This is a genomic window from Winogradskyella sp., from assembly GCF_013213835.1.
Lineage (GTDB): Bacteria > Bacteroidota > Bacteroidia > Flavobacteriales > Flavobacteriaceae > Winogradskyella.
In genome coordinates this window covers 67520-81493 of sequence record NZ_JABSSU010000001.1, presented here as the reverse complement: position 1 = coordinate 81493, position 13974 = coordinate 67520, and the positions used below count along the sequence as shown (strand labels likewise).

13 protein-coding genes are annotated in these 13974 nt (G+C 33.2%); 4 read left to right on the top strand and 9 right to left on the bottom strand.

What is annotated here, in order from left to right:
- Positions 1 to 41: 41 nt before the first annotated feature.
- A complete protein-coding gene (gene rlmB, locus HRU50_RS00385) occupies positions 42 to 779 on the top strand; it encodes a 23S rRNA (guanosine(2251)-2'-O)-methyltransferase RlmB (protein WP_296346954.1) in 738 nt (245 codons plus the stop codon).
- A gap of 3 nt (positions 780 to 782) precedes the next feature.
- Here rlmB and HRU50_RS00380 read toward each other — a convergent pair whose 3' ends face one another.
- The gene (locus tag HRU50_RS00380) at positions 783 to 1526 is read right to left on the bottom strand and encodes a rhomboid family intramembrane serine protease (protein WP_296346952.1); all 744 of its coding nucleotides are present in this window, start codon (positions 1524 to 1526) and stop codon (positions 783 to 785) included.
- A gap of 101 nt (positions 1527 to 1627) precedes the next feature.
- Between HRU50_RS00380 and HRU50_RS00375 the strand changes: the two genes are divergently transcribed.
- Complete coding sequence (locus tag HRU50_RS00375) at positions 1628 to 2905, top strand: replication-associated recombination protein A (protein WP_296346950.1); 1278 nt, start codon at positions 1628 to 1630, stop codon at positions 2903 to 2905.
- On the opposite strand, the gene HRU50_RS00370 is transcribed toward HRU50_RS00375, so the two are convergent.
- From HRU50_RS00370 to radC, 4 genes are all read right to left on the bottom strand, one after another.
- A complete protein-coding gene (locus HRU50_RS00370; RefSeq protein ID WP_296346948.1) occupies positions 2902 to 3705 on the bottom strand; it encodes a hypothetical protein in 804 nt (267 codons plus the stop codon). The genes HRU50_RS00375 and HRU50_RS00370 overlap by 4 nt on opposite strands.
- A gap of 3 nt (positions 3706 to 3708) precedes the next feature.
- Entirely contained in the window at positions 3709 to 4395 is a 687-nt protein-coding gene (locus tag HRU50_RS00365) for a YjjG family noncanonical pyrimidine nucleotidase (protein WP_296346945.1), read from the bottom strand.
- Positions 4395 to 5705 carry a polysaccharide deacetylase family protein gene (locus HRU50_RS00360; RefSeq protein WP_366927325.1) on the bottom strand — a complete coding sequence of 437 codons (1311 nt, stop codon included), beginning with the start codon at positions 5703 to 5705 and terminating at the stop codon, positions 4395 to 4397. The genes HRU50_RS00365 and HRU50_RS00360 overlap by 1 nt, the downstream gene beginning before the upstream one ends.
- Positions 5706 to 5782: 77 nt before the next feature.
- Positions 5783 to 6481, bottom strand: a complete 699-nt coding sequence (radC, locus tag HRU50_RS00355; RefSeq protein ID WP_296346942.1) for a DNA repair protein RadC — start codon at positions 6479 to 6481, stop codon at positions 5783 to 5785.
- A 51-nt stretch (positions 6482 to 6532) separates the two neighbouring features.
- On the opposite strand from radC, the gene HRU50_RS00350 reads away from it, so the two are divergent.
- Together HRU50_RS00350 and HRU50_RS00345 are read left to right on the top strand one after the other, a co-directional pair.
- Complete coding sequence (locus HRU50_RS00350) at positions 6533 to 6988, top strand: DUF1569 domain-containing protein (protein ID WP_296346940.1); 456 nt, start codon at positions 6533 to 6535, stop codon at positions 6986 to 6988.
- Positions 6988 to 7581, top strand: coding sequence for an FMN-binding negative transcriptional regulator (locus HRU50_RS00345; protein WP_296346938.1), 594 nt, complete (start codon positions 6988 to 6990; stop codon positions 7579 to 7581). The genes HRU50_RS00350 and HRU50_RS00345 overlap by 1 nt, the downstream gene beginning before the upstream one ends.
- On the opposite strand, the gene HRU50_RS00340 is transcribed toward HRU50_RS00345, so the two are convergent.
- The 4 genes from HRU50_RS00340 to HRU50_RS00325 form a co-directional block, all read right to left on the bottom strand.
- Positions 7578 to 9563, bottom strand: coding sequence for an ATP-binding protein (locus HRU50_RS00340; protein WP_296346936.1), 1986 nt, complete (start codon positions 9561 to 9563; stop codon positions 7578 to 7580). The genes HRU50_RS00345 and HRU50_RS00340 overlap by 4 nt on opposite strands.
- Positions 9564 to 9733: 170 nt before the next feature.
- Positions 9734 to 11086, bottom strand: a complete 1353-nt coding sequence (locus HRU50_RS00335) for a Mur ligase domain-containing protein (protein WP_296346934.1) — start codon at positions 11084 to 11086, stop codon at positions 9734 to 9736.
- Between the two features lie 120 nt (positions 11087 to 11206).
- The gene (locus tag HRU50_RS00330; protein ID WP_296346932.1) at positions 11207 to 12610 is read right to left on the bottom strand and encodes a TolC family protein; all 1404 of its coding nucleotides are present in this window, start codon (positions 12608 to 12610) and stop codon (positions 11207 to 11209) included.
- Between the two features lie 2 nt (positions 12611 to 12612).
- Positions 12613 to 13968, bottom strand: coding sequence for an HlyD family efflux transporter periplasmic adaptor subunit (locus HRU50_RS00325; RefSeq protein ID WP_296346930.1), 1356 nt, complete (start codon positions 13966 to 13968; stop codon positions 12613 to 12615).
- Between the last annotated feature and the right edge of the window lie 6 nt (positions 13969 to 13974).

The window sequence follows — 13974 nt, the reverse complement described above, 5'->3', positions numbered from 1 at the left end:
TTATAAAATAACATAATGGTTTTTCATACTTTTGCCTAATTATGAAAAATGAAACAACCATTTTCGGAATAAGAGCTATCATCGAAGCCATTACGTCTGGAAAGACCATAGATAAAGTATTTGTTCAAAAAGGTTTGCGCAGTGAGCTTTTTCAAGAACTTGAGCATTTAATGCGTTCAGAAGGCATAAATTCCTCATATGTCCCTATTGAAAAACTAAACCGTTTAAGTAAAGGAGGTAACCACCAAGGCGCCGTTGCTAACATCTCACCTATAGCCTTTCATAATATAGATGATTTAGTTCTTAATGTGACTGAATCAGGAAAAACTCCGTTATTTTTATTGCTAGATCAATTAAGCGATGTGCGAAATTTTGGTGCAATAGTACGGACAGCAGAGTGCACGGGTGTTTCAGGTATTATAATTCAAAAAAAAGGTGGGGCACCAATAAATGGCGATACTATAAAAACAAGTGCTGGCGCAATCTTTAAAATTCCAATTTGCAAGGTTGATCACATAAAAGATGCTGTATTTTATATGCAATCTTCAGGTATTAAAGTTGTTGCAGCTACAGAGAAAGCTGATGATTACATATATGATATTTCTTTAAATGAACCTTGTGCTATTGTTATGGGTTCTGAAGGAAAAGGTATTAATCCTTCTGTTCTAAAAGTTGTGGACAACAAGGCTAAACTTCCAATTTTAGGTAACATTGCATCCTTAAATGTATCTGTTGCATGCGGTGCGTTTTTATACGAAACTGTAAGACAGCGTTCGTAGAAATCAATCTTCATTCTTTTTAAAAATGTAGTTGATGGTAGGCTCTTCTTTTATTTGAGAAACCTGCACCGGTTCACCCTCAGGTAAAACTTCTATAAAATTACCATTCTCATCAAAATGTTTCATGAATGGATCATCTTCTTCATTATAATCTGGTTGTTCCCAAACATATTTTTCTGGTTTAGCTACCTGCTTTCTAAATATAAAAGCAAAAAGCAACCCAGTTATTAAGCCACCTAAATGTCCTTCCCATGACATGCCATCTTTTATTGGAAACACGTACCAAATCATGCTACCATAAAGAAATATAACCATCAATGACAGTGCTATTAATCTATAGTGTTTTGCAAAAATTCCTTTAAAGAAAATGAAACTAAATAATACATATATTAATCCACTTGCCCCTATGTGATTACCGGATTTCCCTATTAACCAAGTTAAAAAACCAGAAAGAAGAATTCCATAAAGAATAACTTTCCAAGCAATTTTGTTATAGAAATAGAACAAGGCAAGTGATAGTACAAGAAGTGGAATGGAGTTATTATAAAGATGATCTAAATCTGCGTGTAAAAAAGGACTTGTGAAAATCCCCAACAACCCTTCTAACTTATATGGTCTTATTCCAAAAGATTTAATGCTGTAATCGATATTTATTTGATACCAAAAAACTAACCATACCAAAAAAACTATCAATAAGGGATATATGATTACGCTATTGGAGTATTTGAATGGTGGTGATGACATCATTAAATTTACATATTTCTAGTCAATTATTCTTCCAAAGTCAATTTTATGAAATATTGTCAGCACTTCAATCTAGAACGTATGATTTTACTTAATTTTACAGTATGAACATCCCTTTAGCAGAACGTTTAAGACCTAAAAGCTTAAAAGATTATTTAAGTCAACATCATTTGGTTGGTAAAGACGGTATGCTATATCATCAAATAAAGAGTGGTGTTATACCATCTTTGATTCTTTGGGGTCCACCTGGAATTGGAAAAACGACTCTCGCTAATATTATTGCCAACGAATCTGAACGTCCTTTTTTTAAATTAAGCGCCATAAATTCTGGTGTAAAAGACATTAGAGATGTTATTGATAAAGCCAAAAAAAGTGGTGGCCTATTTACTGCAAAAAATCCAATCTTATTTATAGACGAGATTCACCGTTTTAGTAAATCACAACAAGATTCTCTACTTGAAGCGGTTGAAAAAGGTTGGGTAACATTAATTGGCGCTACCACAGAAAACCCAAGTTTTGAAGTCATCTCGGCTCTACTTTCAAGATGTCAGGTCTACACTTTAACTGCCTTCAGTAAAAGTGACTTAGAAGCATTATTAAACCGAGCACTTTCAGAAGATGAAATCCTTTCAAATTTGAATATTGATTTAAAGGAAACCGAGATGATCCTCAGACTTTCTGGTGGAGATGCCAGAAAGCTATTAAACATCTTTGAACTTCTCGTTACTTCTTTTGAAAATGAACCTATAGTCATTACTAACGAATTGGTAATGAAACAAGTTCAAAACAAAGCTGCCAGTTATGACAAGACTGGAGATCAACACTACAATATCATCTCTGCTTTTATAAAATCTATACGTGGAAGTGACCCAAATGCAGCAGTTTATTACTTAGCTAGAATGATTGAAGGTGGTGAAGATGTAAAATTCATAGCCCGTAGATTGCTCATTTTAGCTAGTGAAGATATTGGCAATGCTAACCCGACAGCCTTAGTTATTGCGAATAACACATTTCAGGCAGTATCTGTAATCGGTCATCCTGAATCTAGAATTATTCTAAGTCAATGTACAACCTATTTAGCAAGTTCACCTAAAAGTAATGCTGCTTATGAAGCCATCAATAAAGCACAACAGTTAGTTAAGGAAACTGGTGACCTGTCAGTGCCATTCTCAATTAGGAATGCATCAACCAAACTTATGAAAGAATTAGGTTATGGTGATGATTATAAATATGCACATCACTATAAAAACAACTTTGCAGAACATGAATTTTTACCTGAAGAAATAAAAAATACTACATTATATAATCCAGGTAACAACTCTAGAGAACAAGCGCAGCGCAATTATCTTAAGGCACTGTGGAAAGAAAAATATGGTTACTAGAATTTTACTTTAAACGATTTCATTACTAAGTCAGCGCTATCACTTTTGTAATATTCCGCAACCCATAAATCATCTTTTTTATAAAGCACACCTTTGTAATTGTGAAGAATATATAAATCTTTATTTGAAGTTTCCTTTATGATAAATGCTATTTGATTTCCATTCATTAATTGAATGACATCTTCTTTCACAACAGAGGTAAGTGTTGGTAGTTCATCGCTTTCATTCACTTCCTTCTGAATTTCTTTAACGACCTCAACCATAACTATTTCCTCTTCTATCTCTTCTTCATCTTCAATAACCTCTATTATTTCTGGTGTCGTAGGTGGAGCTGGCGATGGTATATTTTCTATTGGTTTATATTTATACTCTATATCATCAAAAGTCCTCATAGCTTCTCTCAATGACTCACTATATGCTCTGTCATATTGTTTTAGTTTAGAATCACCAATATTTGAAGTGAAAATTATATCACCATCACAATCTTCTAATTCTACAATTAACTTCGTCACTAAGAATCCCTTTTTGGGTTTTTTGATTCTAGCTGTAAGGGCTAAACATCTTTCGAGATTTAAATCGTAGGGTAATTCTTCGTCTGTAAAATAGGCTTCAAAACCATACTTATTAAATAAAAATTTTGTGATTGAACTTAATTGGTACTGATCTTCACCTTTTGTAAAATCAAAAGATTTAGGTACTACAATATATTTATAGTTATTCATATTCTTTTGAGCACTACCTACGAAATGTACTGCAATAAAAAGTATTAATACAAGTAGATATTTGAAATTGACAATCATACGTTAAAGGTAATTTATTAAGGATTTTAGATCTATGACTCTCTTAAAGTCATGGTTGTTGGTTACATCTTTATAATCAAAATGAATGGTTTTCATTCCGATATTATCGGCACCCTGAATATCTGCCTCAAGACTATCCCCAATCATAATGCTTTCTTCTGGTGTTGCATTCGCCAAGTCTAAGGCAAAATTAAATATTTTGGGGTTTGGTTTTTTAACCCCAACCATTTCAGAATTTGTTATTGTTTTAAAATAGTGTTTAATATTGGCATTTTTCATCTTTCTCTCTTGAGCCTCTTCAAACCCGTTTGTGATTATGTGCAATTCATACTTATGTTTTAAGTATTCTAAGATCTCAATTGTACCATCAAAAAGATGATTAAACGTGGTCAAATAATCTATATATGCCACTGACAATTGATTGATTTGAAAATCACTAACATATACGCCAACGGCATCAAAAGCATCTTTTAGTCTTCCATACCTTAAAGCGGATTTCGTAACTCTTTCTTCTCTATAAAGTTTCCAATAATTGAAATTAATCGGCTCATAAACATCTAAGAATGTTCTTAACTCAACATCTATATTGTTTATTCTAAAAATCTTTTCAAATGTTAGACCTGAATTCTTATCAAAATCCCATAACGTGTGATCTAAATCGAAAAAAACGTGCTTTAACTTTTCTTTCATTATGCTGATGCCAAAATTTGATTAAATAATGTTCTAAAACCACTCCAACGTTCAATATTGCCGAAGGTATAATTATGAAAAACTGGAATAAATGTACCATTGACAGCCTTAACTTGGTCAATTAATTTTTGTAAATGTTCTGATTTATCAAGTTGAGATTGGTGCCTTAACAAGGCAAAATCCATACATTGATAAGGATTTATCTGCAATGGAGTTTGCACCTCGTAGTCAAGATCATAGAACTGAAAAGGTGTACACGTACTTGCTCTAAATCCTAAAGTATCAACATAGCCCATAGAATAGTCTTCATCTATTTCTAACTCTATGTGATTTCTATAACTTGATGGCATATTTAGCTTAGAAAACGAATGTCTTACAGCCTTTAAATTTCTGTTTGTGATAGATTCAATTTTAGTTTTTTCTTTTTTCAAAATTGAAATATTTTCTAATGCAAAATAAGACACCTTTAGCCCTACCTTGGAATAGTCTGCAATAGATTTAATTAAACTTACAAATACTTTTTTATTAGTACTGACACCTTTATCATAGGTCGAATAATCACCCACAAGAAAAAGCACTAAAAACTGAAATGACGTTTGTTTTTGCTTGGCAATTATCCAATTAAAAGTATCGTAAGGATCTCGTTTGATGCCAAGTAATACTAAGTAGCGCTGATATAATTGTTTTAGCTTCAGTCTACGGATATCATTAAGTGTACCTCCAATTGTTCTTAACAACCCCTTTTTTCTGTAATAGAATGCCATTGGGACATCAATTATCGGTTTTACAGCATACTTTCTTTCAGGAAAATCAAAATCTGGAAAGCGTTCTTCTAAAACCGACTTCAATCTATAAGCCCAAATATCTATAACTGGTTGATGTAAAAATCCGTTATTATATGCCAAACTCTCTTTTGCTGTAAAACGACCGTACTCATCTTTAACATGTGGCATATATTCCTCATAACGGCTCAACAAATAGAAGGAAGCTGCAAAAATATCAAATGGTAAATCACTGCGATCACCAGTAGCAAAAAAGCCTTTTGTTTTTCCCCATGTCTGCACATTTATGTCAATATCAGACAAGCCAGTTTCAAATAACAACTTATGACTTCTAACATGCAGTTCACTACTCAGCGGCTGTTTGGTGTATGACATCTTAATACTACTGTGCGCAATAAAATCCTCAATCTTTGAAGTAAACTTCACCTCAACTCCTAATATTCTTTTACTTATATGTTTAAAAATATAGGTGAGTCTTGGTGTAATATTATGCGTATAAACTAGTAACATCCCAAATGACAATTCCAAAAACTAAAAATAACAAATTCCTATACCAATTAGAAAGTAATTAGCTTATAAACAGAATTAAATATTAATGTTAATAGTTATAGGATACCTTCATCAGCAAAACTGAAGTAAGCATGCTCAGTAACAATTAAGTGATCTAAAATTTTAATGTCTAAGCTATAGCCCGCATTTTTAAGTTTTTGAGTAATATCTCGATCAGCTTTGCTTGGTTTTAATGTTCCTGATGGATGATTATGACATAAAATTAATGCTGTTGCACCAACTTCTAGCGCATTCTTTAACACTAGGCGAACATCTACAAGTGTCCCAGTAATGCCACCTTTACTTAATTGACTTCTTTGAATAACTTTATTAGAATTATTGAGGTATAGAATCCAGAACTCTTCGTGTGGTAATTCACCTAATATAGGCTGCATGATATCAAAAACCGATTTGCTAGAGACAATTTTATCTTGTCTCTTAACATCTCCTAATTTTCTGCGCCTACCTAGTTCTAAAGCCGCAGCAATTGTAATTGCTTTAGCCTCACCAATGCCTTTAAATTGCATCAACTGCTTAATGGTCAATTTTCCCAATGTATTGAGATTGTTATCCACATACGCTAATATTCGCTTAGACAAATCTACTGCACTCTCCTCTCTGTTACCTGAACCAATTAATATTGCAACGAGTTCCGCATCACTTAAAAACTCTTTTCCCTTGTCTCTTAATTTCTCTCTAGGTTGATCATTATGAGACCAATTTTTAATAGAAAATGATGTTGGCTTTTCTGACATGCTCTAAATATAAAAATTGTAAATTTAAGCGTCTAAAGAAATTGAGAAATTATGAAATCATTGTTTACAGATGAAGGTCTAAACGACATTACAGTAAGACTTGAAAATTTGACAGATACATCTTCAGCGCAATGGGGCAAAATGGATGTTGCACAAATGCTAAAGCACTGTCAAGGTCCACTTCAAGTAGGTTTGGGAATTACTCCTTTACAAACAAAAAACATAGGTTTTTTAAAAAAACTATTATTTAAAGCCTTTAAACCAACAATGTACAATGATAAACCTTGGAAGCGTAACCTACCAACAGTTGAACAATATATCGTGGTGGATTCTCATGAATTTGTACACGAAAAAGAAATATTGAAAAACTTAATTCATGACTTTTCCAATGAAAAAGAAAAAACCGATTGGCAACCGCATCCTTATTTTGGCACATTTACACCAGACCAATGGGGACAACTACAATACAAACATTTAGATCATCATTTAAAACAGTTTGGAGTGTAATGAAATATCCACCTAAACACCACCAAGAAGATAATAAAGCTCATATAATTGAAGTTATAAAAGCTTATCCATTAGCAACTGTTATCTCTATTGAAAATAACCAACCTTTTATTACACACTTACCTCTTATTTATGATAATGAAAAGCTTATAGGTCATATAGATATTTTTAATCCGCAAGCAGAACTTCTTAAAAACAATAATGAGGTTACTGTTTTATTTACCGGACCGCAATGTTATATATCACCAACAGTATACTCAACCACCCAATTACCAACATGGAACTACATTAAGGTGCACCTAAAAGGAAAAGTTAAGGCTATTGAAAGTAAGGAATCATTAAAACAATCTTTAATTACAATGACCGAATTTTTAGAAGCGCCGGAGCACAAATATGTTTTAGACCCAAATAATCCTAGATTAAATACCAATCTCGATTATATTAAAATGTTTGAAATACAAATTGAACAATGGGAAGGTAAATTTAAGCTTTCGCAAGACAAGAAAACCAGCGACACCAATGCTGCACGAGAGGAACTAATTAGGATCAATCAGGAAAGTGTTAGACAGTTTTTGGATAAAGTTTTTGACTAGGCATGACACTTATCTAAAACAGACTGAATGGTATCAATAAAGCTCTGTGGACTAAATGGTTTAGAAATGAAGCCATTAACACCGACTTTCTCACCCATTTTTCTATTTTCTTTGGTGACATCTGCAGTAACAGCAATTATAGGTACATTACTGTTATCTGAATTTGATGCTCTGATCACTTTAGTGGCTTCAAAACCATCGCAAACAGGCATATGAACATCCATTAAAATCAAGTCTAATTGATTATTTTTAAAGAGTTCTACAGCCATTTTTCCGTTCTCAGCTGTAATTAAACTGGCACCAAATCTCTCTAAAAACTGCCCACCAATTTTTAGATTAATTCTGTTATCATCAACCAATAATACGTTTACATTCTTAAGAAGGTTTGAATTAAATGCTGTCTTTTTCTCTATTAACCTTGCTTCTGGTTTTACCTTCTCGGGCTCAGATTTTTGCAAATCTAAATAAACCACAAATGTTGTTCCCTCACCTTCTAAGCTACTCACAGTTATGTGACCACCAAGCAGTTCTACCAAGCTCTTAGAAATTGCCAATCCTAAACCAGTTCCGCCGTATCGTCTAGAGATTGAGCTCTCTGCTTGTTGAAAGGGTTTAAAAATATACTTTAACTTATTTTCAGAAATACCAATACCTGTATCTGTTAATTGAAAACTAAACCTGTGCTTATCTTCAGAATTAGATATACTTGTCACTGACAACGAGATATGGCCTGTATCAGTAAACTTTATAGCATTACTCAAAAGGTTAAATAGAATCTGATAGATTTTAGTTTCGTCACCATAGAAAGTATTGTATGCATTCTTTTCAATATTAAAATCTAAAGTATTTCCTTTTCTCTCACTCTCAAAGGAAAGGGTTTTCTTTAAGTTATCAAGTAGTTTACCTAAATTAAAAAGGCCGTTGTCAATTATTACTTCTTGAGCCTCGATTTTTTCAACATCAAGTATGTTATTTAACAGCACCAGTAATTTTTCACTTGCAAAATCTACCGTTTCTAAATGTGATAATTGATTTTCAGTTAAACTATCAAGTCTCAATAAATTTAAGGAACCAATAATCGCATTAAGTGGAGTTCTAATTTCGTGACTAATCACCGATAAAAACTTATCTTTAACCTTATTAGCCTTCTCAGCACTTAGTTGTGCTTTCTTAACATCTGTAATATTATTTGAATATACATTTACATATTTCTTTTCTACAATGGGTGCAAAAGTAAAATTGTAAGTATCACCATCGATGTCAATTTCAATTGTTTTCTCCTTATTTAATTTTAAGGCAACGCGAATTAAGCCTAATATCCTTGGACTAACAACTTTTCCATTTTCAACACCCCATTTCTCAAGAGCTATATGTGCTATCTTGTTCTTATTGATAACATATCCATCATAGCTAAGTCTAATTTTAGGGAAAGGTGCCTCATTAAAAAATCTTGCTAAACCTTCATTTTCCGTATTAGCAATCATCTCTGCTATTTTTACAGCACATATAGACGAAATACTATTAAAAATATCAAGATGGTGTTGTGTGAAATAGTTCTTATTAGAATGCTCAGAATCTATAACACCAATTAGCTGATCTTCAAATACTAGCGGAACTGATATCTCTGAATGTTTTTGTTTATCATCCACAACATAGCGACTATCTTCTGAACAATCATTAACAATTTCTGGGACTTTTGATTCAGCGACATAACCTGTAATACCCTTTCCCATTTCAATGATAATCGGGTCAGTGACTTTTCTTGACTCATACTCCTTTTCTCCGAAGGATGCCTTCTGAACTAAAATATTTTGATCAGGATCATATACATAAATAACCATATCCTCTAGGCCTAGAAGTCTAGAGCAGTTGTATGCCACATCCCAGAGAATATCTTCAATACTATTGGCTTTGTAGGTATGCTTAAAAGTATTCTCGACAAGATGCTTTACAATTGATAAATGAATTTCTGAGTAATTCAAACTTGAGGCTTATTGAAAAATTTATGTAAGGCAATATACAAACACATTTAATAATAAATATTAACATCGGTTAAGTAAAACACAGTAAATCAGCGTTTTTTCTTTAACAAATACTGACAAATTCCATCTGAAAAAGAAACAAATCTGTAAAAAGGTTGAGTAAAAAACAATTAGAACAATGCTCTTACCTCATCAAAGTCTAAGCCACCATAATTACCAGAACTCATAAGAAGTAATGATTTATTACTATAGTTTTGTGAGAATAAGTAGTCTTTAAAATCCTCAGGATTGGTATATATAATTAGATCGTCTCTTTCAAATGCTAATGCTATTTGTTGATGAGTAACTTCTTCTAACTTTTTTATTTGTACTGCATGAGGTGAATAAAACACAACTGCAACATCTGCGGCATCTAAAGCACCTTTGTACTCTTTTAAAAATTCTGCATTAAGACTACTGTATGTGTGCAACTCTAAACATGCTACAAGATTTCTTTCTTTGTATTGATTTTTAACAGCATTTGTTGTTGCCTTTACTTTACTAGGTGAATGTGCAAAATCTTTGTAGGCCACACTTGTTGCGGTTTCTGCTATCTTTTCTAAGCGTTTACTCGCACCTTTAAAAGTAGAAATGGCTTCATAGAAATCGTCTTCATCAATACCCATATGTTGGCAAATCCATTTTGCTCCTGCCAAATTATTAAGGTTATGCGCTCCAAAAACCTCAATTGGCATAGGACCTTCAGGCGTTTCTAATAACGTATCACCATCTTCTACAATGTACTCCGGTGTTTGGTAAGGAATTTTTCTGATTTGGTTCTCAGAAGCTTCAACTACACGTTTTACTTCTTCATCTTCTTCATTGTAATTAATGCTTCCACCTAAAACAATTGAATCTACAAATATTTTGAATTGCTCCACATAATTTTCATAGGTAGGAAAAACATTAATATGATCCCAAGCGATACCGCTTAGTAAAGCAATGTTCGGCTTGTACAAATGAAATTTTGGTCGTCTATCTATTGGTGAACATAAATATTCGTCACCTTCTAAAACAATAAAATCATTGTCTTCGGTAAGTTTTACCATAACATCAAAACCTTCTAGTTGAGCCCCAACCATAAAGTCTACATCTCTGTCGTGATATTGCATTACATGGAGAATCATAGAAGTGATAGTTGTTTTACCATGACTACCACTAATCACAACACGAGTTTTATGTTTAGATTGCTCATAAAGAAACTCAGGATAACTATAAATCTTCAAGCCTAATTCTTGTGCCTCTAAAAGTTCAGGATTGTCTTCTTTAGCATGCATACCAAGAACGATAGCATCTAATTGAGTTGTTATTTTTTCTGGTAACCAACCAAAAACTTCAGGTAACAATCCTTTAGATTCTAATCTCGATTTTGAGGGATCGAATATAGTATCGTCACTTCCTGTAACGTTGTATCCTTTATTATGAAGAGCTAAAGCTAAATTGTGCATTGCTGCACCACCAATGGCAATAAAATGTACGTTCATATAACAAATATCAAATTACAATTTTCAATATCCAAATAAGTGGATTTAAATCTGATCTAAAAAATTGAACAATTTACATTTACGCACAAACATTAACAACAAGCGTCCACTTTCTGCTTCTTAAAGATCTGGATTAACTGCTAAACTATTAAATAACTTTGCTTTAGTACTGAAAAACTTAAACTGTAATTCTACAGCTTTTAACTGACCTTCAATAAGTTTTGATTCACGAGAATTCACTAAAAACAGAGAACTCTCCCCAAGTTGAAATTTTCGTTCTTCTGCAGCTAACATCGCTTCCGAATCTGTAACCATCTGCGTAAGAATGTCGTTCTGACTTATAAAAGAATTTAGCTCTTGTCTAATGGCATTTATTTTGTTTAAAAGATTAACTCTTGTTGCATCAATTTCGAACTCAGTATCTTGTACTTTCAGCTTGGCCAATCTCAAATCACCTCTTTCTTTTCTTAAAAAGAGAGGAAAACTCACATTAACTCCACCTTTGTATTCAGCCGTATTGAAAGAACGGGCCACATCAGGATTCTCGGTAATAAAATTGTATTCTAAATCTACCTTAGGCAATAATTTATTAGCCTTCAATCTTGAATTCACCTCTAAACTCTGTAACTTATAATCTAAGGATAACATTTTTGGATGCGTCTCAATGATGTTATCATCTTCAATCAATTCATTGATAGTAAAAACGTCATCTATAATAGGTTCAGACTGAATATCTGGAACCACATTGTCTTGCAATTCTACAGGTATATTATTTTCTAACCATAAAAAAGTCGAAAGTTCTAAAGCAGCCTTCATCAGCTTAACCCTAGCCTGCTCTTGACTTAAGCGTCTCTGATTGATAGCTATTCGTGCTTCCACAACATCAATTTCAGCACGCTCCCCAACTTCTGCACCACGTTCTACACCTCTAAAACGCAATTGCGCATTGACGAGGAAATTACCAAATACTTGAAACTCATTATAAGCTTGTAACCATTTGAAGTAAGCTATAGAAGCTTCAAAAAGTATATTGTTGACAAAAATATCTCTGTCCGCTTTAGCTTGTTCTCTAAACAACTTTGCTTGCTTTAATGAAGCCATTCTATCATTAATCAACAATCCTTGAGCAACAGGTAATTTTACACCTGCAGAATACAATCCTTCATCTGGAACAAAACCTTGCGGATTTAAAAAATCGCCAGTGTTTTCTTCGAAGGTGGCTTTGAGTTCAATACCATACCAAGTTGGTATCTTAAACATACCATTTAATCTATCGAAATATTCGGTGCCTTTAAACTTTTTTCTATCATAATCAACTTCAAACTTCGGATCAAAAGCTCCTCTAGACTTTAAGAGTTTAGCTTGACTTTCATCTATTACAAGCTCCGCTTGCTTAACAATAGGATGAAACTTTTTTACATAACCTAAATACTCATCAAATCGTAAAACTTCTGAAAGCTCCTCTTCTTGCCCAAAGCTAAATAAGCTGATAAAAACAATAAGTAATGTGCTTAGATACTTCATAGTTACTTTTTATCTTTTTTGGACTTACCACTTTCAACAGGTTGATAATAGTTTGGAGGGAATCCATTAAGTTGACGCCATAACTCAAACCAAATTGGTACATCTTCTAAAAGCGCCATTGTAAAGGCACCTGAACCAGCTCTTATTTCATCTGGCCATGGATGATCTTCAGGATCTGGCTTTAACAGTATTCTAAATTTACCATTAGAACTTATAAAACGTTCTACGGCAACAACCTCAGCACCATATGTACCATATGATACATTTGGCCAACCACTAAAGATAATTGCAGGCCAACCATCGAACTGAATTCTTACCTTCTCACCTACATGCATTAAAGGTAAATCTATCGGTCTTACATAGGTTTCAACTGCTAAATCTATATTATCCGGTATAATACCAACCAATTCTTCACCTTCTTTAAACGTTTGCCCAACTCCACCTCTAAATGCTGTATTAATAAATCCGTCATATGGTGCAGTGATGAATTGCATATTTCTCCTTAACTGGTAATTAGAAACTTGATTTTCTAATTTCTGAACATCAGCTTCTGTACTAAATTGACTTGACTGTGCTTTAAATTTCTCACTTCTCGCTTTAGATATTTTATCTGAAAATTCCTGTTTCACACGGTTGATTTCTAACTTCGCATTTGTAACCTCCGCTTTACTCACTAAAAGTTTAGCTTCTTGAGAGGTCTCTTTAGCTTGGGTTTCTTGAAGTTTTATTGCAGCATCCTCAAGATTTTTTCGTGCTACAAAACCATCCTTTAATAAAGTGTCTGCTCGATTATACTTAATTTGAGCAATTCGCAGATTTGTGCGTGCTGCCACCAAATCAATGCTGTCAGCCTTTACTTTTTGAATGGCCTGAGCCAATTTATTTTGAGCTTGCTCTAATTTAAGAACTCTCTCATTTTGTAATGCACCAATTCTAACATCTTGTGCTCTTACGGTTTCCTGATAAGATTTCGCAGAAAACTCTTTAGCATCTCTTTGTTGCTGAGTTCTCTCAACTAAATTAGGATCGAAATAGTCACTTTTAATTTCAGCAATTTGCATAATGGTGTCACCTTTCTTGACACCTTGACCTTCTCGCACATACCATTTTTGAATACTACCAGGAATTGGCGATTGAATGGTTTGTGGTCTTTGCTCTGGTGTTAAAGAAGTTACCTGACCTCTACCTGAAATATTCTGAGTCCAAGGTAGAAAAAGTATAATAAGACAAACTATAGCAAAACCTGCTAAAAATCTTCTTGATTGCTTATAATAGTTTTTATTAAAAACATGTTTTGAAGACTTAAACTTCGTTAAGTCAACCTTTTTATTCAATGGGTTTCTAGATATATTTAACATGACCTT